The 21,948-nt window shown below is 61.8% G+C and carries 17 protein-coding genes; 10 read left to right on the forward strand and 7 right to left on the reverse strand.

The features are described from left to right. The first annotated feature begins 108 nt into the window (after positions 1-108). From C4J83_RS07080 to pcaC, 9 genes are all read left to right on the forward strand, one after another. Positions 109-966: a CoA transferase subunit A gene (locus C4J83_RS07080; RefSeq protein ID WP_106577089.1), complete on the forward strand. Its 858-nt coding sequence runs from the start codon at positions 109-111 to the stop codon at positions 964-966. Then, positions 963-1,745, forward strand: coding sequence for a CoA-transferase subunit beta (locus tag C4J83_RS07085; RefSeq protein ID WP_177410079.1), 783 nt, complete (start codon positions 963-965; stop codon positions 1,743-1,745). The genes C4J83_RS07080 and C4J83_RS07085 overlap by 4 nt, the downstream gene beginning before the upstream one ends. Continuing rightward, positions 1,742-2,944 carry a 3-oxoadipyl-CoA thiolase gene (pcaF, locus tag C4J83_RS07090; RefSeq protein WP_177416169.1) on the forward strand — a complete coding sequence of 401 codons (1,203 nt, stop codon included), beginning with the start codon at positions 1,742-1,744 and terminating at the stop codon, positions 2,942-2,944. The genes C4J83_RS07085 and pcaF overlap by 4 nt, the downstream gene beginning before the upstream one ends. Positions 2,945-2,961: 17 nt before the next feature. Then, on the forward strand, positions 2,962-3,666 hold the full coding sequence (pcaH, locus tag C4J83_RS07095) for a protocatechuate 3,4-dioxygenase subunit beta (RefSeq protein WP_119738850.1): 705 nt from the start codon (positions 2,962-2,964) through the stop codon (positions 3,664-3,666). 1 nt (position 3,667) lies between these two features. After that, positions 3,668-4,234, forward strand: coding sequence for a protocatechuate 3,4-dioxygenase subunit alpha (gene pcaG / locus C4J83_RS07100; protein WP_124416647.1), 567 nt, complete (start codon positions 3,668-3,670; stop codon positions 4,232-4,234). Positions 4,235-4,419: 185 nt separating this feature from the next. Continuing rightward, positions 4,420-5,715: an MFS family transporter gene (locus C4J83_RS07105; protein WP_119738854.1), complete on the forward strand. Its 1,296-nt coding sequence runs from the start codon at positions 4,420-4,422 to the stop codon at positions 5,713-5,715. Between the two features lie 9 nt (positions 5,716-5,724). Then, entirely contained in the window at positions 5,725-7,089 is a 1,365-nt protein-coding gene (locus C4J83_RS07110; RefSeq protein WP_124416648.1) for a 3-carboxy-cis,cis-muconate cycloisomerase, read from the forward strand. A 10-nt stretch (positions 7,090-7,099) separates the two neighbouring features. Further along, a complete protein-coding gene (pcaD, locus tag C4J83_RS07115; protein WP_124416649.1) occupies positions 7,100-7,891 on the forward strand; it encodes a 3-oxoadipate enol-lactonase in 792 nt (263 codons plus the stop codon). Positions 7,892-7,961: 70 nt separating this feature from the next. Beyond that, the gene (pcaC, locus tag C4J83_RS07120) at positions 7,962-8,357 is read left to right on the forward strand and encodes a 4-carboxymuconolactone decarboxylase (protein ID WP_106577081.1); all 396 of its coding nucleotides are present in this window, start codon (positions 7,962-7,964) and stop codon (positions 8,355-8,357) included. Between the two features lie 114 nt (positions 8,358-8,471). Here pcaC and C4J83_RS07125 read toward each other — a convergent pair whose 3' ends face one another. The 7 genes from C4J83_RS07125 to C4J83_RS07160 form a co-directional block, all read right to left on the reverse strand. Then, entirely contained in the window at positions 8,472-9,356 is an 885-nt protein-coding gene (locus tag C4J83_RS07125; protein ID WP_124416650.1) for a polysaccharide deacetylase family protein, read from the reverse strand. 313 nt (positions 9,357-9,669) lie between these two features. After that, complete coding sequence (locus C4J83_RS07130; protein ID WP_124416651.1) at positions 9,670-10,920, reverse strand: OprD family porin; 1,251 nt, start codon at positions 10,918-10,920, stop codon at positions 9,670-9,672. Positions 10,921-11,072: 152 nt separating this feature from the next. Next, positions 11,073-12,692: a J domain-containing protein gene (locus tag C4J83_RS07140; protein WP_124416653.1), complete on the reverse strand. Its 1,620-nt coding sequence runs from the start codon at positions 12,690-12,692 to the stop codon at positions 11,073-11,075. Positions 12,693-12,703: 11 nt separating this feature from the next. Beyond that, positions 12,704-14,401 carry a molecular chaperone HscC gene (locus tag C4J83_RS07145; RefSeq protein WP_124416654.1) on the reverse strand — a complete coding sequence of 566 codons (1,698 nt, stop codon included), beginning with the start codon at positions 14,399-14,401 and terminating at the stop codon, positions 12,704-12,706. A gap of 546 nt (positions 14,402-14,947) precedes the next feature. Then, entirely contained in the window at positions 14,948-16,405 is a 1,458-nt protein-coding gene (gene adeC / locus C4J83_RS07150; protein ID WP_119738870.1) for an AdeC/AdeK/OprM family multidrug efflux complex outer membrane factor, read from the reverse strand. Beyond that, a complete protein-coding gene (locus C4J83_RS07155) occupies positions 16,402-19,566 on the reverse strand; it encodes an efflux RND transporter permease subunit (RefSeq protein ID WP_119738872.1) in 3,165 nt (1,054 codons plus the stop codon). The genes adeC and C4J83_RS07155 overlap by 4 nt, the downstream gene beginning before the upstream one ends. 3 nt (positions 19,567-19,569) lie before the next feature. Next, positions 19,570-20,718 carry an efflux RND transporter periplasmic adaptor subunit gene (locus tag C4J83_RS07160; RefSeq protein ID WP_119738874.1) on the reverse strand — a complete coding sequence of 383 codons (1,149 nt, stop codon included), beginning with the start codon at positions 20,716-20,718 and terminating at the stop codon, positions 19,570-19,572. 286 nt (positions 20,719-21,004) lie between these two features. On the opposite strand from C4J83_RS07160, the gene C4J83_RS07165 reads away from it, so the two are divergent. Next, entirely contained in the window at positions 21,005-21,637 is a 633-nt protein-coding gene (locus C4J83_RS07165) for a TetR family transcriptional regulator (RefSeq protein ID WP_106577073.1), read from the forward strand. Positions 21,638-21,948 lie beyond the last annotated feature (311 nt).

Here is a 21,948-nt window from a genome sequence, read left to right on the forward strand (position 1 = left end):
ACACTGAGTCGATTATCGGATTGTTCGACCCCTTTCCCCGGCTTAATCTTCAGGCACTTGGGCGCCACCTCAGCGCCTTTTTCGATCAACACCGGGAGCCCGAACCCCATGGCTGAAATCCTTGCGCTGCGCGACGCGGTGAAGCACTTCGTGAATGACGGCGACACCGTCGCGCTGGAAGGCTTCACCCACCTGATCCCTACGGCGGCGGGTCATGAAATCATTCGTCAGGGCAAGAAAGACCTGACGCTGGTGCGTATGACGCCTGACTTGATCTACGACCAGTTGATCGGGGCCGGCTGCGCCCGCAAGTTGATTTTCTCCTGGGGCGGCAACCCCGGTGTAGGCTCCCTGCATCGCCTGCGCGACGCGGTCGAGAAGCAATGGCCGCAACCGCTGGAGATCGAAGAGCACAGCCACGCCGACCTGGCCAATGCCTACGTTGCCGGTGCATCCGGCCTGCCGTTTGCGGTGCTGCGCGCCTACGCCGGTTCTGACTTGCCCAAGGTCAACCCGCTGATCAAAACCGTGACCTGCCCGTTCACCGGCGAAGTGCTGGCGGCGGTGCCGTCGGTTCGCCCGGACGTCACCGTGATCCATGCACAGAAGGCTGACCGCAAGGGCAACGTGTTGCTCTGGGGCATTCTCGGTGTGCAGAAAGAAGCGGCCCTGGCGGCCAAGCGCTGCATCGTCACCGTCGAAGAGATCGTTGACGACCTGAATGCGCCGATGAACAGCTGCGTGCTGCCGACCTGGGCGTTGACGGCGGTGTGTCATGTACCCGGTGGCGCGCATCCGTCCTACGCCCACGGCTACAACGAGCGTGATAACCGCTTCTATCAGGCGTGGGACCCGATCGCTCGTGATCGTGGGACCTTTACCGCCTGGATCGACGAATACATCCACGGCACTGCCGACTTCCGTGAATTCCAGGCCAAGCTGGCCACCGCGCAGGAGGCCAAGTGATGGCTTACTCCACCAATGAAATGATGACCGTCGCCGCTGCGCGTCGCCTCAAGAACGGCTCGGTGTGCTTCGTCGGCATCGGCTTGCCTTCCAAGGCCGCCAACCTGGCGCGCCTGACCTCATCGCCCGACGTGGTGCTGATCTACGAATCGGGCCCGATTGGCGCCAAGCCCAGCGTCTTGCCGCTGTCCATCGGCGACGGCGAACTGGCAGAAACCGCTGACACCGTGGTGCCGACCGGCGAGATTTTCCGCTACTGGCTGCAAGGCGGGCGCATCGACGTCGGTTTTCTCGGCGCGGCCCAGGTCGACCGATTCGGCAATATCAACACCACCGTGGTCGGTGACTACCACCAGCCCAAAGTGCGCCTGCCGGGTGCCGGTGGCGCGCCGGAGATTGCCGGCTCGGCCAAGAGCGTGCTGATCATCCTCAAGCAGTCGGCGCGTTCGTTTGTCGACAAGCTGGACTTCATCACCTCCGTCGGCCATGGCGAAGGCGGCGACTCACGCAAGCGCCTGGGTCTGCCAGGCGCCGGCCCTGTAGGGATTATTACCGACCTGTGCATCATGGAGCCGGAAGAGGGCAGCCATGAATTTGTGGTCACCGCGCTGCACCCCGGCGTCACCCGCGAACAAGTGATCGCGGCCACCGGTTGGGCGATTCGGTTTGCCGATCAGGTGAGCACCACCGACGCACCGACGGACATCGAACTCAAGGCTCTGCGTGATCTCGAAGCCCGCACTGCCGCCGCCCATGGCCAAGCGCCAGGAGAAGCCTGATGCGTGACGTGTTTATCTGTGATGCCATTCGCACGCCCATCGGCCGCTTTGGCGGTGGTTTGTCCACGGTGCGTGCCGATGACCTGGCGGCCTTGCCGATCAAGGCCCTGATCGAACGCAACCCCCAGGTGGAGTGGGCGGCGGTGGATGAAGTGTTCCTCGGTTGTGCCAACCAAGCCGGCGAGGACAACCGCAACGTCGCGCGCATGGCCCTGCTGTTGGCGGGCCTGCCGCAGAGCATTCCCGGCGTGACCCTCAACCGTTTGTGCGCCTCGGGCATGGACGCGATTGGCACGGCATTCCGTGCCATCGCCAGCGGCGAAATGGAGCTGGCGATTGCCGGCGGCGTTGAGTCGATGTCCCGCGCACCGTTCGTGATGGGCAAGGCTGATGCGGCGTTTTCACGCAACATGAAGCTTGAAGACACCACCATCGGCTGGCGTTTTATCAACCCGTTGATGAAGGCCCAATACGGTGTGGACGCGATGCCGCAGACCGCCGATAACGTCGCCGACGACTACAACGTGTCCCGCGCCGACCAGGACGCTTTTGCCCTGCGCAGCCAGCAACGTACCGCCGCTGCGCAAGCCGCCGGGTTTTTCGCCGAAGAAATCGTGCCGGTGCGCGTCGCGCATAAAAAAGGCGAGACCGTGGTCGAGCAGGATGAGCATCCACGGGACACAACCCTGGAAGCCCTGGCCAAACTCAAACCGGTGAATGGCCCGGACAAGACCGTCACCGCCGGCAACGCCTCGGGCGTGAATGACGGTGCGGCGGCGCTGATTCTGGCCTCGGCCGAGGCCGTGAAAAAACATGGCCTCACCGCCCGCGCCCGTGTGTTGGGCATGGCCAGTGCCGGTGTTGCACCGCGTGTGATGGGCATCGGCCCGGTGCCGGCGGTGCGCAGACTGGTGGAGCGCCTTGGTCTGGCGGTTACCGACTTTGATGTCATCGAGCTCAACGAAGCCTTCGCCAGCCAGGGCCTGGCAGTGCTGCGTGAGTTGGGCATCGCCGACGACGCCCCGCAAGTGAACCCGAACGGTGGCGCCATCGCCCTCGGCCACCCGCTGGGCATGAGCGGCGCGCGGTTGGTGTTGACGGCGTTGCACCAATTGGAAAAAACCGGCGGCCGCAAAGGCCTGGCCACTATGTGTGTGGGCGTCGGCCAAGGTTTGGCCCTGGCGATTGAACGCGTCTAATAAAAGAGGATGGCTCCATGAGTGACAAGCCCGGATACCGGCGCCCGCAAGCGGGCACTCAACCCGATTATCTGCACCCGGCCTACCAGTCGACGAACTTGCGTTCGCCGTCTCAGCCGTTGGTGTTTCTGCCGCATTCCTTGTCGGAGATCACCGGCCCGAGCATCGGCGCCGAACGCGTCAATGAGAAGGACAACGACCTGACTGCCCAGCACGAGGGCGAGCCTCAGGGCGAGCGCATCATCATTCATGGCCGCGTGCTGGATGAAAACGGCCTGCCGGTGCCGGGCATTCTGGTGGAGATCTGGCAAGCCAACGCTGCCGGTCGCTACAACCACAAGCGTGACCTGCATGACGCGCCACTGGACCCGAACTTCACCGGCACCGGCCGCACCGTCACTGACGCGCAGGGCTGGTACCAGTTCCAGACCATCAAGCCCGGCGCCTACCCGTGGGGCAACCACCACAACGCGTGGCGCCCGGCGCATATCCATTTTTCGCTGTTTGGCCCCAGCGTGCTGACGCGCTTGGTCACGCAGATGTACTTCCCCGGTGACCCGCTGCTGGAATACGACCCGATCTACAACTGCGTGCCGGACACCTCGGCCAAGCAGCGCTTGATCGCCAGCTTCGACCTGGAAAAAACCATTCCTTCCTATGCCCTCGGCTACCGCTGGGACATCGTCCTGCGCGGCCGCGACGCCACGCCGATGGAGAAATGAGATGAGCCTTTACGCGACCACGTCCCACACCGTCGGGCCGTATTACCACATTGGCCTGACCTGGCTGAACCGCGAAGACCTGACCGTGCCGGCCACCCTTGGCGAACGCGTGGCGATCAGTGGGCAAGTGGTGGACGGCAACGGTGATGTCGTCAACGACGCCATGCTTGAAGTCTGGCAGGCCAATGCTGCGGGCAAATACGATCATCCGGAAGATGAACAGGCCAAAGCCGTCGATCCCAACTTCGAAGGCTTTGGCCGAGTGCCGGTGGATGCCCAAGGGCGCTTTCGCTTTACCACGATCAAGCCGGGCAGCGTGCCGGGGCTTGCGGGTACGACCCAGGCGCCGCACCTGGTGGTGCTGGTATTTGCGCGTGGGCTGGTGAAGCACTTGCTGACACGGATTTATTTTGACGGTGAAGCGTTGAATGGCGATGACCCGTTGCTGGCGTGCGTGCCGGCTGAGCGTCGCGGCACCCTGATTGCCAAGGCGGATGCGGGCGGTGTGTATCAGTGGAATGTGATTTTGCAGGGCACAGACAAGGAAACGGTGTTCTTCGATTACTGAGGTGGCCTGAAAGCTGTCGCAGGCAAGCCTGCCCCCACATTTGAAGGTGTCCCCAATCAAAATGTGGGAGCGGGCCTGCCCGCGATGAGGCCCTGCTGGCGACAAGTATCCAAAAGTCTGCTTGCGGAACATGGTTGTTGCAAAGTATGTCTAGGCTATAACCGTTCCCACTGAGTGAAAAAAACATGACAACAAAAACGATTCACTACACCGGAGAAGAACGCAGCAAACGGATTTTTGCAATTGTCGGGGCCTCGTCCGGCAACCTTGTCGAATGGTTCGACTTCTACGTTTATGCCTTCTGCGCCATCTATTTCGCCCCGGCATTTTTTCCGTCGGAGAGCCCCACCGTACAACTGCTCAGCACCGCCGGTGTGTTCGCTGCCGGCTTCTTGATGCGCCCTATTGGCAGCTGGGTGTTCGGCAGTCTGGCCGACAAGCACGGCCGCAAGAATTCGATGATGATCGCGGTGCTGATGATGTGCGCCGGCTCGCTGGTTATTGCGTTTTTGCCGACCTACAAAGACATCGGCATCTGGGCGCCGATCCTGTTGTTGGTGGCCCGCCTGTTTCAAGGCTTATCGGTGGGCGGCGAGTACGGCACCACCGCCACCTACATGAGTGAGGTCGCCCTCAAGGGCCAGCGCGGGTTCTTTGCCTCGTTTCAGTACGTGACCTTGATCGGCGGGCAATTGCTCGCGGTACTGGTGGTGGTGATCCTGCAGCAATTTCTCAGTGAAGACGAACTGCGCGCCTGGGGCTGGCGGATTCCGTTTGTGGTCGGTGCCGTCGCGGCGCTCATCTCTTTGCTGCTGCGCCGTACCTTGAAAGAGACCACCACCAAGGAAATGCGCGAACACAAGGACGCCGGCAGCATCACCGCGCTGCTGCGCAATCACACCGCGGCCTTTATCACGGTGCTGGGCTACACCGCCGGCGGCTCGCTGATTTTCTACACGTTCACCACGTACATGCAGAAGTACCTGGTGAACACGGCCGGGATGCATGCCAAGACCGCCAGTTACATCATGACCGGCGCGCTGTTCCTCTACATGTGCATGCAGCCGCTGTTCGGGATGCTGGCGGACAAGATCGGCCGACGCAATTCCATGCTGTGGTTCGGCGCCCTGGGCACGCTGTGTACCGTGCCGATCCTGCTGACCCTGAAAACCGTCAGCAGCCCGTTCCTGGCCTTTGTGCTGATCACCCTGGCCCTGGCGATTGTCAGCTTCTATACCTCCATCAGCGGCCTGGTCAAAGCCGAAATGTTCCCGCCCCAGGTACGTGCATTGGGTGTGGGTCTGGCGTACGCGGTGGCCAACGCGATTTTCGGCGGCTCGGCTGAAGTGGTCGCGCTGGGCCTGAAATCCATGGGCATGGAGAACGGCTTCTATTGGTACGTCACCGTGATGATGGCGATTGCTTTCCTGTTCAGCCTGCGCCTGCCCAAGCAGGCGGCGTATCTGCACCACGATCTGTAAGGAAGAGTTATGACACTGCGCACGAGCAATCAACTGTTCGACGCCTACTTCAGCGCTGACAGCATGGCCGACGTGTTCTGCGACCAGGGGCGTTTGCAGGGCATGCTGGACTTCGAAGCCGCGCTGGCGCGCGCCGAGGCCCAGGTCGGGTTGATTCCCCAGGCCGCCGTCGCGCCGATTGCCCAGGCGTGCCTGGCGTCTTTGTACGATGTGGATGCACTCGGCGTGGCGATTGCCACGGCGGGCAATTCGGCGATTCCGTTGGTGAAAGCGCTGGGCAAATTGGTCGCCAGTGAAGACGCCGGCGCCGAACGTTATGTGCATCTGGGCGCGACCAGCCAGGATGTGATGGACACCGGCCTGGTCCTGCAACTGCGGCGCGCGTTGGCGTTGATCGACACTGACCTGGCGCAATTGGGCGAGACCCTTGCCGTGCAGGCCCAGCGTTATGCGCGCGTGCCATTGGCCGGGCGCACCTGGTTGCAGCATGCGACACCGGTGACCCTGGGCATGAAAATCGCCGGTTGGCTGGGGGCGGTGACGCGCAGTCGTCAGCGTCTTGCCGAGCTCAAACCGCGCCTGCTGGTGCTGCAGTTTGGCGGCGCGTCCGGCACGCTGGCGGCGCTGGGTGAGCAGGCAATGCCGGTGGCCGAAGCCTTGGCTGCGCAGTTGCAATTGAATTTACCCGAGCAACCCTGGCACACCCACCGTGACCGGCTGGTGGAGTTCGCCAGTGTGCTTGGCCTGATCGCCGGCAGCCTGGGCAAAATGGGGCGTGATATCAGCCTCTTGATGCAGACCGAAGCGGCGGAAGTGTTCGAGCCCTCGGCGCCCGGCAAAGGTGGTTCATCGACCATGCCGCACAAGCGCAACCCGGTGGGCGCCGCCGTACTCATCAGCACCGCGACCCGCGTGCCGGGCCTGGTGGCGACGATGTTGAGCGCCATGCCTCAGGAACACGAGCGCAGCCTTGGCCTGTGGCATGCCGAATGGGAAACCCTGCCGGACATTTGCCGGTTGGTGTCCGGCGCACTGAAGCAGGCGCTGCTGGTGGCCGACGGGCTGGAGGTCGACCCTGAGCGCATGGCGCGCAATCTTGAGTTGACCCAGGGCCTGGTGCTGGCCGAAGCCGTCAGCAGCGTGCTTGCCCAACGCCTGGGCCGGGAAACCGCGCACCATCTGTTGGAGCAATGCTGCAAACGCGCCGTTGCCGACGGGCGCCATCTGCGTGCAGTGCTGGCGGACGAACCGCAGGTTACCGCCGAGTTGTCAGCCGCTGAACTGGACCGCCTGCTCGACCCGGCCCACTACCTTGGCCAGGCGCACACGTGGGTCACCCGCGCGGTGACCGATCATTTTGCCTTGACCGTGTAAGGAGACCGCTGTGCCATTTGTACAACTCGCCGAGGGCGAACTGCATTACCAACTGGACGGCCCGCTCGACGCGCCGGTGCTGGTGCTGTCCAACTCCCTGGGCACCGACCTGCATATGTGGGACATCCAGATTCCGGCCTTCACCGAGCATTTTCGCGTGGTGCGTTTCGACACCCGTGGCCACGGCAAGTCCTTGGTCACCGAGGGGCCGTACACCATTGAGCAACTGGGCCACGACGTGATCGCGCTGTTGGATGCGCTGCAGATCCAGCGTGCGCATTTTTGCGGGCTGTCCATGGGCGGCCTGATCGGTCAATGGCTGGGCATCCATGCCGGGGACCGTTTGCAGCGGCTGGTGGTGTGTAACACCGCGGCCAAGATCGGCACGCCGGATGTGTGGAACCCACGTATCGAGATGGTTCTGCGCGATGGCCCGGCCGCCATGGTGGCGCTGCGTGACGCGTCTATCGCCCGCTGGTTCACCGCCGATTTCGCCGCCGCCAACCCGCACCAGGCCAGGCAGATTACCGACATGCTCGCGGCCACGTCGCCCGAGGGTTACGCCGCCAATTGCGCCGCCGTGCGCGATGCGGATTTTCGCGAACAGTTGGCATCGATCAAAGTGCCGACCCTGGTGATTGCCGGGACCGAGGATGCGGTGACACCGCCTGCCGGTGGCCACTTTATCCAGCATCACGTGAAGGGCGCCGAGTACGCCGAGTTCTATGCGGCCCACCTGTCCAACGTCCAGGCCGGGGCTGATTTCAGTCACCGGGTGCTGACGTTCTTGCTGGCTGAATAAACCGGGTGACGAGCGCTTGCCACCGCCACCGGTGATCGAGCCGAGATCCAATTGAACCAGGAGCTTTTTTGTGGACGAGAAACACCGTTACGCCGACGGCCTGCAGGTGCGCCGCGAAGTGTTGGGCGACGCACATGTCGACCGCAGCCTGAATGCCCTGACCGAATTCAACAGCGAGTTCCAGGAAATGATCACCCGCCACGCCTGGGGTGATATCTGGACCCGCCCCGGCCTGCCGCGGCACACCCGCAGCCTGATCACCATCGCCATGCTGATCGGCATGAACCGCAGTGAAGAATTGAAACTGCACCTGCGCGCCGCTGCCAGCAACGGCGTGACCCGCGCCGAGATCAAGGAAGTGCTGATGCAGAGCGCGATCTATTGTGGGATTCCGGCGGCGAATGCGACCTTCCATCTCGCCGAGTCGGTATGGGATGAACTCGGCGTGGAATCGCGCCAGGACTGATTTGCAACACGGTCAAAAAGGTGGGAGCGGGCTTGCTCGCGAATGCGCTGGATCAGTTAAAGATAAATTGACTGACCCACCGCCTTCGCGAGCAAGCCCGCTCCCACATTGGTTTCAGTGGGAATCCGCATCCCATATCCAGTTCCACACTCCCGGCAGGTGCACCCCTTCATTCACATCCTTGACCGTGCGTGCCAGTGCCGCGCGTTCCAGCGTGGCACGGTCGGTGTAGAACGGCTCGGCCGCGGTCTTGATGCCGTTGATTCGAGCGCTGTCCATCAGGATCTGCAAGTACTCCTGCAGGTGCCGCGCGGTGTAGCGGTTGATGTCATGGAAGGTCACGACCACCGGTATCACGCCGTCCACTGTCGGTAACTCGCCCAGCGCGATACGCTCGCGCACTACCGACAGCTGCCGATACAAATTCGCTCGGCGCCGTGGGCTGCCGTTGAAGCCCCAGATCTTGCCGTCATTGGCACTCAGGTCGGTCAGCAATACGTGCATGCCGTGGCGCTGGTAGGCGGCGAAGGTGCGCTTGTCGTAGTTCCAGAAGGGCGGACGTACCAGCGCGGGTGAGGCGCCGGTGATGGCGGCGATATCGGCCGCGCCCTGGCTGAGGGTGCTTTCAAGCTCGGCGTCACTCAACCAGCGGTGGTTGGTGTGAAACCCGGTGGCAGTGTGGAAGGCCAGCACGTGGCCCGCCGCGTACTCACGCACCATGGTCTTGCGGCCCCGCGGGCTGCCGCCTGAGCGGGAGGCTTCGGTCTGCAGGAAGAACACCGCCTTGATGCCCGGCAATACCGGGTTATTCGCCAGGTCAGCCACCACCGAGCGGCTGGGGTTGTTGTAGCCCGAGGCGCTGGGGCCGTCATCAAAGGTCAGCAGGAAACGGATCGGCGCCTGGGCTTGCAGGCGCTGCTCGGTCTGCGGCGTCAGCGCGATAGGCGCGCCGATGCAGCCGCTGAGCAGAATCGACAGAATGACAATCAGGTATTTCATGGCGGCCTGGGTTCAGAGCTGGTCATCCGTGTCGTTGAGTCCCTGTGCCGGGTGATGGGCGCGTGCACGATACAGCATGAGCGCGGCTGCCAGCAGCGGTAAATCGTGCCGCTTGTCTTGAAGGGGCGGGCTGTCTTCACGCGTAAGGGGGGCCGGGTTTTCGCCGCCATTGCCGCGCCCGCGTGAGTTGCGCAGGCGCCGGTGGCCGTCAGTCGAGGCAGTGGCGGTGAACGTTCCCGCTCCCATTGAGGCAACTTGCTGAAAAGCAGCCGCGATCAATCAAGGCGCGGCTGCCATTCGCCCTGACAGACGCTTACAGCAGGCTGATCGGGTAACTGACGATCAAGCGGTTCTCGTCGAACTCATTGTTGCTGTAGTCGCGGCGCATGCTGGAGTTGCGCCAACGCACGTTCAAATCCTTGAGGGCGCCGCTTTGCACGGTGTAGCCCAGTTCGCTCTCGCGGCCCCACTCCTTGCCGTCGGTGATGGCGCCTGTGTGCACGTTGCTGCCGCTGATATAGCGGTTCATCAGGGTCAGGCCCGGAAGGCCGAGCACGACAAAGTTGAAATCGTGGCGCACCTGCCAGGACTTTTCCTGGGCGTTGTCGTAGCTGGCGTTATAGCTGTCGTTGGCCAGGGTGCCGCCGCTGGTACCGTTGACGCGCATCCACGCGCTGTTGCCGGTGAGTTTTTGCAGGCCGACGTAGAAGGTGTTGCCGCCGTAACGCGCGGAAAACAGGCCGGACCAGGTCTTGTTGTCCAGGTTACCGGCGCGGGCGCTGCCGTCATCCTTGCCGTAGAAGAACCCGAGGTTGGCGCCCAGGGTCCAGTCACCCACGGGCTGGCTGTGGATCAGGTTGACGTACTGCTGGCGGTAGATGTCCTTGAGCTGGGCATTCCACACACCGATCTGGGTGCGTTTGTCGTTGAACGCATATTCGCCGCCCTGGAAGTTGAAGCGGTCGGAGGTGAAGGCGGTTTTACCGAACATCGACATGTCCGTCATGCTGCTGTCATCGCGTGGGCTGTTGGCGCGGAACTGACCGCCGTAAAGCGTGAGGCCGTCGATTTCCCTGGAGGTGATCTGACCGCCGCGCAGGGTTTGCGGCAGTGAACGGCCATCGTCGGAGCGCAGGATCGGCAGCACCGGCATCCACTCGCCGACCTTCAATTCGGTCTTGGAAAGCCGCGCCTTGAACGCCACTCCCAGGCGCCCGAAGTTATCGGCCGGGCGGCCGTCGTGGTCCAGCGGCAACAGCTGGGTGCCACCGGTGCCGCGCCCGCCATCGAGCTTTTGTGAGTACAGGCCCAGCACATCCACGCCGAAACCCAACGTGCCCTGGGTGAAGCCGGAGCGGGCGTCGAGAATGAAACTTTGCGTCCATTCCTGCGCGCCGCCCTGGGCTTTGGTCGGGTTGGTGTAATTGCGGTTGAAGAAGAAATTGCGCAGGTTGAGGTTGGCGCTGGCGTCTTCGAGAAAGCCGTGTTCTTCAGCGACGACGGGGAGGGCAAGACTGGCGACAGCGGTCGCCAGCCACAGCTGGCGCGGGTGCAAAGTGCTCATGGTGTTGGACCTGTTGTTATTGGGGTTATGCAGGTGCCGGCCATGGTGCGGGGCGGTGTGGGCGCGATGAAAGTGGGGCAGGGCGGGTTGTGGGCGATGATCGAACGCAAGTTGACGGGCATCCCTGCATGGGCTGCCCGCCCTTGTGACGGTTACAGTCGAGATTCAACCAGGCGGGTCAAAGGGAAGGCTGGCAGGTATAGCTGGCACGCGAGCGTCAGTACCACCATGACCACCAGGAACACCAGTTGCCAGGGGCTCCAGTAACTCCAATGCAGGCCGCTGATCCACGGCCATTTGGCATTGAAGGATTCGTCGACCGAGCCCATGCGCCGGTGGCTGAACAAGTGGATCAGGACCATGCCCAGGTACGTCACTATGCCCATCAGCCCGAGCAAAAAGCCGAACATCAACAGCATCCCCACTTGCGGAATACCGTGGCGCAGTACCAACCAGTATTGGCGGGGGTTGAAGCGTTGGGGCAACAGCCTCTCGCTCAGCCATAAGTCGGCAACGAGCAAACGCGAGGTGATGGCGGCCCAGCCTTGAGTGAGGCGCATGGCGACGACGGTCGGCAGGAAGGTCATCAACATGAACATGAAGAGTTCGAGCGGCACCGGCCCTTTTTTCAGGTGAATGGAGGCCACGCACGTAGCAATGGCCAGCCCGCCCCACACTCTGCCCCAGGTTTGTTCGGAGACCGGGCGCGGCAAAAATTTTCGCCAAAAAAATACATCGGGTTGCGGCAGGCGTTCCAGTAACGACGGGTAGCGCCAGGCAAACTTTTGCGACAGTTGCTGGCACGCGTTCCACTGGTCATCCCCAAACTGGGACATCAAACGGTGCTGTTCGGCGGTCGGCATCTGCGTCAGCAGCACGCGTGCGGGCAAGGTGTCCGGTGCGTTGCGCGGGCCGTTTTGGGCTTTTTCCAGCAGGGTGTCGTAGAAACTCTCCTGCTCGCAGCGTTCAACCAGGCCCCGCCACATCCATTCGGGCTCGGGGTGTATGCCTTTCTGGTCATCCCAGCCAAAGACCTGGCAGACGCGCTCAAACAACGGCACGCTCCACGTGGTGTCGTGGAGCAGTTGCAGGACGATGCGCTGCCATTGTTGTTGCAGGTCGAACACGCGCAGCCAGGGTTGCTGGTTGTAGGTTTTGAGCTGGTTGATGAACTCGCGCTCGGCCTTTTGCTCCAGCTGTTCCTGCAGCGCCTGGCGATAAGCCTGCAGCAGTTCGCCGCTTAGCGCCTCATGTTGCCAGGGGCTCATCGCCACACGCTGCCAGGGCGTCAGCCATTCCAAGTGCTGCACCGCCCAGGCGGCAATTGCCGCACGCTCACCGGGGGCATCGAAACAGTGGCGCAGCAGAGCTGCCTGGAACGCATCGGCGCAGAGTTGATGCTGTGCCTGTTCCCAGCGCTCATCGAGGGTGTGAGCGCCCAGCCCGTTGATCAGCGCTTGCGCGCGCGTCTGCTCGGGCGGCAGGTCGAACAGGGCAGGGCTGACGGGGCGAGTATCGTCAAACTCCGCGTATTCATGCGGGTTGCCGTCGGCCAGTTCGGCCACGGGTGCGTCGATGACTTCGACCTCTTCGTCCTCATGCTCGGCCCGCCAGCGCGCGATATGCAGCGCTTGTTCATAGGCTTCGCGCAGGCGCTGGAAACCCTCGGCGTCATCGTCCGGGCGGCAGCTTTTGAGCAGCCGCGCGTAAGTGCGCTTGATGGTGCGCTCGTCGGCGTCGTCCGCCAGTTGCAACACTGCCCAACAGTCCATGTCGTTCTCCCTCAGCGCCAGAACCCGTTGTCGAGTTGCTCTAGTTGACGGGTGAGTTCGCTGCGGGCCTCACGGATGCGGCGTTCGTCCTGGGTGTCGAGCACTTGCTGGAACTGCGCGGCCCAGTGCCCGAGCTGTTCGCGCAACTCGCCGAGGTTTTCCTGGTAGAGCCGTTCGAGGCGGGCGGTCAGCACGGTGTTGACCTGCTGGTCGCGCGGGTGAATCTTCAACAGCGCCAGGGCTTGCAGGCGTTGCTGGATTTCCTGCGGGCTGAGCACGCCCGGGTTGTTCTCGATCACCAGTGAGTGCTGCTCGCCGGTCAGCGGGATGTTCACCTGGGCTTCAAGCAAGCCGTTGTTGTCGTAGGTAAAGCGCACATCCAGCGAGACTTCGCCGGCCTTGCGCTTGGGCACGGGAATTTCCAGCTGGCCCAGTTCGATGTTGTCTTTCACCAGACGGCTTTCGCCCTGATAGATTTTCAACAGCACGCGGCTCTGGTCGTCGTGGAGGGTGACCACACTCTTGACCCGGCTGACCGGCACGCTGCTGTTGCGCTCGATCAGCGGCAGGTAATGCCCGCTTTCGATATGGCCGCCATATTGGTTCGAGGTTTCGATGCCCAGGGTGTAGGGGCAGACGTCGGTCAGCACGATCTCTTCCAGCGCTGCCGAACGGGCCTTGAGCGCTGCCTGAATCGCCGCGCCGTGAGCGACCACCTGGTCCGGATCGAGGCTGATGGACGGGAAGCGTCCGAACAAGCCGGCGGCCAGTTTGCGCACCAGCGGCATGCGCGTGGTGCCGCCGACCAGCAGGATTTCATCCAGATCGCCGACCCGAATCCGTGCGTCACGCAGGGCGCGCTCAATCGGCGCGCGCAGGCGCTCCAGCAAGGGCGTGTAGAGCTTGGCGAGTTCAGCCTGGGTGATGGTTGTGACCCATTGCTGGCCGTCAACGCGCAGGGCGAACTCGGCGCTGTCGTCCTGGCCCAAGGCTTTGCGCACGCGCTCGGCTTCGCGGCGCAGGGCTTGCAGCACGGTGCTGGTGGGCGGGAAGCCCTGGGCGTTGCGCTGGCTGTCGACAAAGTGTTCGAGCAATAAGGTGTCGAAATCTTCGCCGCCCAGGAAGTTGTCGCCGGCGCTGGCGCGCACTTCCATCACGCCGTCGAACAGCTCGATGATCGACACGTCGAAGGTGCCGCCGCCGAGGTCGAACACCAGGAACGAGGTTTCCTTGTCACGCTGGTGCAGGCCGTAAGCCAGGGCCGCGGCGGTGGGTTCGTTGATGAGTTTTTCAACGTTGAGCCCGGCCAGTTCACCGGCGATGCGCGTGGCCTTGCGCTGGCCGTCGCTGAAGTAGGCGGGCACGCTGATCACGGCTTCAGTGACGCTTTGGCCGTAGGTGCGCTCGATGTCTTCTTTCAGGCTTTTGAGCACCAGCGCCGAGAGTTCTTCGGGGCGGAACGAGCGGTCGCCCAGGCGCACTTCGGTGGCACTGCCCATGTAGCGCTTGAACAGCGAGGTGGTCAGGTGCGGGTGGGTGTGCAGGCGTTCCTTGGCGGCTTGGCCCACCAGGATACGGCCTTGGTCATCCAGGCCGACCACACTCGGGGTCAGCAACTGGCCAAGGGCATTGGGCACCATTTCGGCAGCGTCACCGCGCCACACAGCGGCCAGGCTGTTGGTTGTGCCCAGGTCGATTCCTACGATCATTACGACAAGCTCCCTTTGTGGTCTGTAAGAATCTGTAACCAATTTTACCCTGAAAGGTTCCGCAGAAAGCAAGGTGCGAGACTTGATACGGGTCGCCGTGTGGGGTCGGGAATGCGCGGGGCCTGCCAGATCAAAATAAAAAGCACAGTACAGTGGGCTTGAGTTGGCAGAGGTAAAAGCACAGCAAAAACAAAGCAGTAGAGGACCTCCTGAGGTGATGAGGTCCAAATGTGGGAGCGGGCTTGCTCGCGAATGCGGTGTGTCAGTCAGCTCATTTTTAACTGACCCACCGCCTTCGCGAGCAAGCCCGCTCCCACAATTTAACCGAGTTCAGCTCCCCCTTTAGGTCGACTGGCACACCGCTTCTGTTTTGCTTTTCTGTGGGAGCTGGCTTGCCTGCGATAGCGGCGGGTCAGTCAGTACAGGTGTGGCTGACACACCGCTATCGCAGGCAAGCCAGCTCCCACCTTTGATTCACGGTGCTTAATGAAGCGGCAAAAAAAACCGCTTCCGGTAAGGGAAGCGGTTTTATTTACAGCAGCACGATCAGAACAACTTCAGTGCCGGTGCTTCTTCTTTCACAGGCTCGTTCTTCGCGGTCTGCTCGTTCCAGCCACCACCAAGGGCCTTGTACAGGTTGACCTCGCTGTTGAGCTGCGCCAGACGGTCGGTGATCAGCGATTGCTGGGCACTGAACAGTTGGCGCTGGGCGTCGAGGAACGTCAGGTTGCTGTCGACACCAATGCGGTAGCGACGCTCGGCCAGGCGGTAGTAATCCTGGTTGGCCGCGACGAAGCCACGCTGGGCGTCCAGTTGCTGCTTGTAAGTCGCGCGCGCGGCGAGGCCGTCGGAGACTTCCTGGAAGCCGGTCTGGATGGCCTTCTCGTAGTTGGCCACGTTGATCTCTTTCTGGATCTTCGAGTAGTCCAGGCTTGCGCGCAGGCTACCGGCGTTGAAGATCGGGATGTTGATCTGCGGCGCAAACGACCAGGTGCCCGAACCGCCTTTGAACAGGCCGCCCAAAGTTGGGCTGGCAGTACCGGCACTGGCGGTGAGGCTGATGCTCGGGAAGAACGCTGCACGCGCCGCGCCGATGTTGGCGTTGGCGGCCTTGAGGTTGTACTCGGCCTGCACAATGTCGGGACGACGTTGCAGCAGGTCCGATGGCAACCCGGCTGGCACTTCGCTGAGCAGGTCATCCGACAGCGGCTTGCTGGCGATATTGGCCGGCAGACCGGTGCCGAGCAGCAGGGTCAGGCTGTTTTCGTCCTGGGCCACCTGGCGTGTATAGCGCGCCAGTTGCACCCGCGCGTTTTCCACCGAGGTGCGGGCCTGGCTGAGGTCGAGGGCCGAGGCCACGCCGACTTCGTTGCTGCGCGAGGTCAGCTTGTAGCTCTGCTCGAAGGCACCGAGGGTGTCCTGGGTCAGCTTGAGCAGTTCCTTGTCGGCCTGCCAGGTCAGGTAGGCGTTGGCCACACTGGCCACCAGGCTGATCTGGGTGCTGCGCCGCGCTTCTTCAGTGGCGAAGTACTTCTGCAGTGCTTCTTCGCTGAGGCTGCGCACGCGGCCGAACAGGTCCAGTTCATACGAGCTGATGCCGAGGCCGGCCGAGTACTGGCTGGTGATGCCCGCTTCGCCAGTCTGCGACAACTTGGCCGGGGTGCGTGTGCGGCTGCCGCTGCCAGTGGCCGAGATGGCCGGGAACAGGTCGGCGCGCTGGATCTGGTACTGCGCCGCATAGGCATCGATGTTCAGGGCCGCGACACGCAGGTCACGGTTGTTGACCAGCGCGGTCTGGATCAGCTGCTGCAGGGCCGGGTCATGGAAAAACTGCTTCCAGCCCTGCTCGGCAGCGGCCTGGCCCGGCGCCTGGGCCGACGAATACGCCGGCCCCTGCGGGTACTGCGCTGCGACCGGCGCTTCAGGGCGCTGGTAGTCAGGTATCAGCGAGCAGCCACTGAGCACGAATGCCGTGACGGCTAGGGAAAGTAGCGACTTGCTCATTGGCCAGCCTCTTTAGGAGTTTCAGTAGTGTCCGTCTTTTTGTTGCGCTCGCCAGCAGACGACACGGTTGCAAAGAACAGTGGCACCCAGAAGATCGCCAGGACGGTGGCGGTGATCATACCGCCAATTACGCCGGTACCGATCGCGTGCTGACTGCCTGAGCCTGCGCCCGAGGAGATGGCCAGCGGCAATACGCCGAGCATGAACGCCATGGACGTCATGATGATCGGGCGCAGACGCATACGAGAGGCTTCGATGGCCGACTCGACAATACCTTTGCCCTGCTCGTGAAGCTCTTTGGCGAATTCCACGATCAGGATGGCGTTTTTCGCTGCCAGACCCACCGTCACCAGCAAGCCCACCTGGAAGAACACGTCGTTGGACAGGCCGCGCAGACTGGTGGCGATCAATGCACCGATCACACCCAGTGGCACCACCAGGATCACCGCGATTGGAATCGACCAGCTTTCGTACAGCGCTGCCAGGCAGAGGAACACCACCAGCAGCGACAGGGCGTACAGCGCAGGTGCCTGGGAGCCGGACAGACGTTCTTCATACGACAGGCCGGTCCACGAGTAACCAATACCGGACGGCAGATCCTTGGCGATGCGCTCGACTTCCGCCATCGCGTCACCGGTACTGTAGCCAGGCGCTGGAGTCCCGAGGATTTCCATTGCCGCTACACCGTTGTAGCGCGAGAGCTTCGGCGAACCGTAGATCCACTTGCCCGACGAGATGGCCGACAGTGGCACCATCTTCCCGGAGGTGCTGCGCACGTACCACTTATCCAGGTCTTCCGGAGACATGCGGCTGGCCGCGTCACCCTGCACATACACCTTCTTCACACGACCACGGTCGATGAAGTCGTTGATGTAGCTACCCCCCAGGGCAATGGCCAGGGTCTGCTGGATGTCCGACAGGCTGATGCCTTGGGCGCTGGCTTTTTCGTCGTCGACCGACAGCTCGTACTGCGGCTCGTCGTTCACGCCGTTGGGGCGCACGCCCGCCAGGATCTTGCTTTGTGCCGCCGCACCCAGGAACTGGTTGCGCGCATCCATCAGCTTCTGGTGGCCAACGCCGCCCTGGTCTTGCAGGAACACGTCGAAACCGGTGGCGTTACCCAGCTCCAGTACAGACGGTGGAACGACGGCATACACCATGGCGTCCTTGAACGTCTGCGAGAAGTAGCCTTGGGCGCGCTTGGCAATCTCGAACACCGAGGTGGATGAGTCACGCTCGTCCCACGACTTGAGCATGACGAACGCCAGGCCAGAGCTCTGGCCACGACCGGCAAAGTTGAAGCCGTTCACGGTGAACACCGATTGAACGCCTTTGCCTTCGCCTGGCTCGCCTTCCTTGTTGTTGAGCAAGTAGGCGCGCATATCGTCGATGACTTTTTGCGTGCGTTCGGCCGAAGAGCCAACCGGCGTCTGCACCTGGGCAAAGATCACACCCTGGTCTTCGTCGGGCAGGAACGCGCTTGGAATGCGGGTGAACATCCAGATCATGCCGGCCAGGATCAGCGCATACACCAGGAATGCCGGGAGCTTGTGCTTGATCATGTTGCCCACGCCGCGCTCGTAGCTCAGTACGCCACGGTCGAAGGTGCGGTTGAACCAGCCGAAGAAACCACGCTTGGGTTGGCCGTGCTTTTCCGGATCGATCGGCTTGAGCATGGTGGCGCACAAGGCCGGGGTGAAGATCAGCGCAACCAGTACCGACAACGCCATCGCCGAAACAATCGTGATGGAGAACTGCCGGTAGATCACACCGGTGGAGCCCCCGAAGAACGCCATTGGCAGCAGTACCGCCGACAGTACCAGCGCGATACCGACCAGGGCGCCCTGGATCTGGCCCATGGACTTGATCGTCGCCTCCTTGGGCGACAGGTGTTCCTCGGCCATTACCCGCTCGACGTTTTCCACCACAACGATGGCGTCGTCCACCAGCAAGCCGATGGCCAGGATCATGCCGAACATGGTCAGGGTGTTGATGGTAAAACCGAACGCCGCGAGGATCCCGAAGGTGCCCAGCAATACCACCGGTACGGTCATGGTGGTGATGATGGTGGCGCGGAAATTCTGCAGGAACAGGAACATCACCAGGAACACCAGCACGATCGCTTCGACCAGGGTGTGAACCACACCGGAAATCGATTCGGTCACAACCGGCGTGGTGTCATACGGCACCACCGCCTTCATGCCAGGCGGGAAGAACGGTTCCAGGGACGCAACCGTGGCACGGATCGCCTTGGCGGTGTCCAGTGCGTTGGCACCGGCGGCCAGTTTGAGCGCCATACCCGAGGCCGGCTTGCCGTTGAACTGCGCGCTGATGCTGTAGTTCTGGCCGCCCAGTTCGATACGGGCAACATCACCCAGGCGAACTTGCGAGCCGTCGGCATTGACCTTCATCAGGATCTTGCCGAACTCTTCGGCCGATTGCAGACGTGTCTTGCCGATGATGGTGGCGTTCAGCTGAGTGCCGGGCAGGGCAGGCAGGCCGCCCAATTGACCGGTGGCCACCTGGACGTTCTGCGCCTGAATGGCGTTGCTGACATCCACCGGCGTCAGCTGGTAGTTGTTCAACTTGGCCGGGTCGAGCCAGATACGCATGGCGTACTGCGAACCGAACACCTGGAAGTCACCCACACCGGCGGTACGGGAGATCGGGTCCTGGATGTTCGACACGATGTAGTTGGACAAGTCGTCCTTGGTCATGCTGCCGTCTTCGGACACCAGACCGATCACCATCAGGAAGTTCTTCACCGACTTGGTCACGCGGATACCCTGCTGCTGCACTTCTTGCGGCAGCAGTGGGGTCGCCAGGTTCAGCTTGTTCTGCACCTGAACCTGGGCGATGTCCGGGTTGGTACCCTGGTTGAACGTCGCGGTGATGGTCATGCTGCCGTCGGAGTTACTGTCCGAGGCGACATAACGCAGGTTGTCGATACCGTTGAGCTGTTGCTCGATGACCTGCACCACGGTGTCCTGCACGGTTTGTGCGGACGCGCCTGGGTAGGTCACCTGGATGTCGATGGCGGTCGGCGCAATGGCCGGGTATTGGTTGATGGGCAACTTCAGGATCGACAGTGCCCCGACCAGCATGATCACCAGGGCAATTACCCAGGCGAAAATGGGACGGTCGATAAAAAATTTCGACATGGATTACTCCCCTTTACCAGCATCGGCAGCAGGCGCTGCGGCAGTGCCGGCGGGTTTGGCGTTGTCTGCGTCCTTGACCTTGACTTCGATGCCCGGCTTGATGAATTGCAGGCCTTCGGTGATCACGCGGTCACCGGCGTCCAGGCCTTTTTCCACCAGCCAGTAGGCGCCGGCAGTACGGTTGGCGACCAGCTGACGTTGCTCGACCTTGTTGTCCTTGTTCACGATCAGCGCAGTCGGGATGCCCTTGAGGTCACGGGTCACGCCTTGCTGCGGGGCCAGAATGGCCTTGCTGTTCACACCGGCTTGCAGCTGGGCGTGGACGAACATGCCCGGCAGCAGGGTGTGATCAGGGTTCGGGAACACGGCGCGCAGGGTCACGGAACCGGTAGTCTGGTCGACCGACACTTCAGAGAATTCCAGCTTGCCGTCCTGGCCATAGGCGCTGCCATCTTCCAGGGTCAGCTTGACCTTGGCGGCATTTTCGCCGGCTTTTTCCAGCTGGCCGCTTTCCAGGTCACGGCGCAGTTTCAGCATTTCAGCCGAAGACTGCGTGACGTCGACGTAGATCGGGTCCAGTTGCTGGATGACGGCCATGGCATCGGCCTGGCCATTGCTGACCAGTGCGCCTTCGGTGACCGAAGAACGGCCAATTCGCCCGGAGATCGGCGCGAACACTTTGGTGTAGCGCACGTTGATCTGGGCGGTTTGAACGTTTGCTTCGGCAGTCATGCGGTTGGCGACGGCCGTGTCGTATTCCTGGCGGCTGACGGCTTGCTCATCGACCAACTGCTTGTAGCGGTCGGTGATGGACTTGGTCTGGGTCAGGCTGGCTTGTGCGCTTTTCAGGGTCGCGTCATACACCGACGGGTCGATCTGGTAGAGCTGTTGCCCTTCCTTCACGTCGGCGCCTTCCTTGAACAGGCGCTTGAGAATGATGCCGTTGACCTGAGGCCGAACTTCCGCAATGCGGAAGGCGGTGGTACGCCCCGGCAATTCGGAGGTCAGGGTAAAGGCTTGCGGTTGAATGGTGACCACGCCGACCTGAGGGGTTTGAGCGGGCGGAGCCGCTTCTTCCTTTTTACATCCGCTGAGCAGCGATGCCAGGGCGACGGCAGTGACCAGAGCGGTAACAGCTGGCTTAAGTTGCATGAAGATCCTCGGGTCAGGCGCGCAGAATGCGCACAAGAAGTGTGGAAGGGTAAAAAACAAGCTGTGAGTAGATAAGTAGCTTGCTACGCAATATACTTACGTTCATGGTTGTTTGTAAACTCTTGACAGGCTTCGCGGAATGTTGACAAAGCATGTCCAAAAGCCTCGATTTTAGTACGTTCGGCACCCATGACGGTGTCGTCCCACAATTATTCAGATGATCGTTACCGCCTATTAAAGCTGCGTTACCGATAGTCCCAAGTGTTCTGATTGAGGTTTTACTGCCATGGTTCGTCGCACCAAAGAGGAAGCTCAGGAAACGCGCAGCCAGATTCTCGAAGCCGCTGAACAGGCCTTTTATGAGCGCGGCGTTGCGCGCACGACGCTGGCGGACATCGCGGCGCTGGCCGGTGTGACGCGCGGTGCCATCTACTGGCATTTCAGCAACAAGTCCGATTTGCTCCAGGCATTGCTGGACACGCTGCACGAACCCCTGGACGAACTGGCCCGGGCGAGCGAAAGCGAGGATGAAGTCGACCCGCTTGGCTGTATGCGCAAGCTGCTGATTCATTTGTTTCATCAGGTGGCCCTGGACCCGAAAACCCGGCGCATCAATGAGATTTTGTTTCATAAGTGCGAGTTCACCGATGAAATGTGTGACATGCGTCGCCAGCGCCAGACCCATAGCCTGGAATGCAACCTGCGTATCGGCCTGACATTGCGTAACGCGGTCCATCGCGGGCAGCTTCCGGAAAATCTCGACACCACCCGTGGTGCGGTGTGCATGCATGCCTACATCAATGGGCTGATCGGCCAATGGCTTCTGGTGCCCGACAGCTTTCAATTGCATCAAGAGGCTGAGCGCTGGGTTGATGCAGGGCTGGACATGCTGCGCCTGAGCCCCAGCCTGCGCAATTAAGACAAAATGCGTAATTGCGTCCAGTTGTGTCAACAGTAAAGACGAGAGACAGTCAATCGTCCTTGCGCCTGAAGGGTGGGGTGACTTTATATACGGGCTGGCGGCCGGTTGATAGGTAGCCGCCTAAGTATTTTGTAGCAATATTGTTGCAAGCCTGTGAAGGAGTGTTTCCAAAGCTGGCGCAAATCAAGATGGTGTAGCGGCTTGTGTGGGAGCCGGGCTTGCCCGCAATGCAGACACCTCGGTCCGCCAGAGGCATCACAACGCTGCTATCGCAGGCAAGCCAGCTCCCACGCAAGCCTGCTCCCACA

Origin of the sequence: Pseudomonas sp. LBUM920, from assembly GCF_003852315.1 — a bacterium.
In the GTDB taxonomy this organism is placed as follows: Bacteria; Pseudomonadota; Gammaproteobacteria; order Pseudomonadales; family Pseudomonadaceae; genus Aquipseudomonas.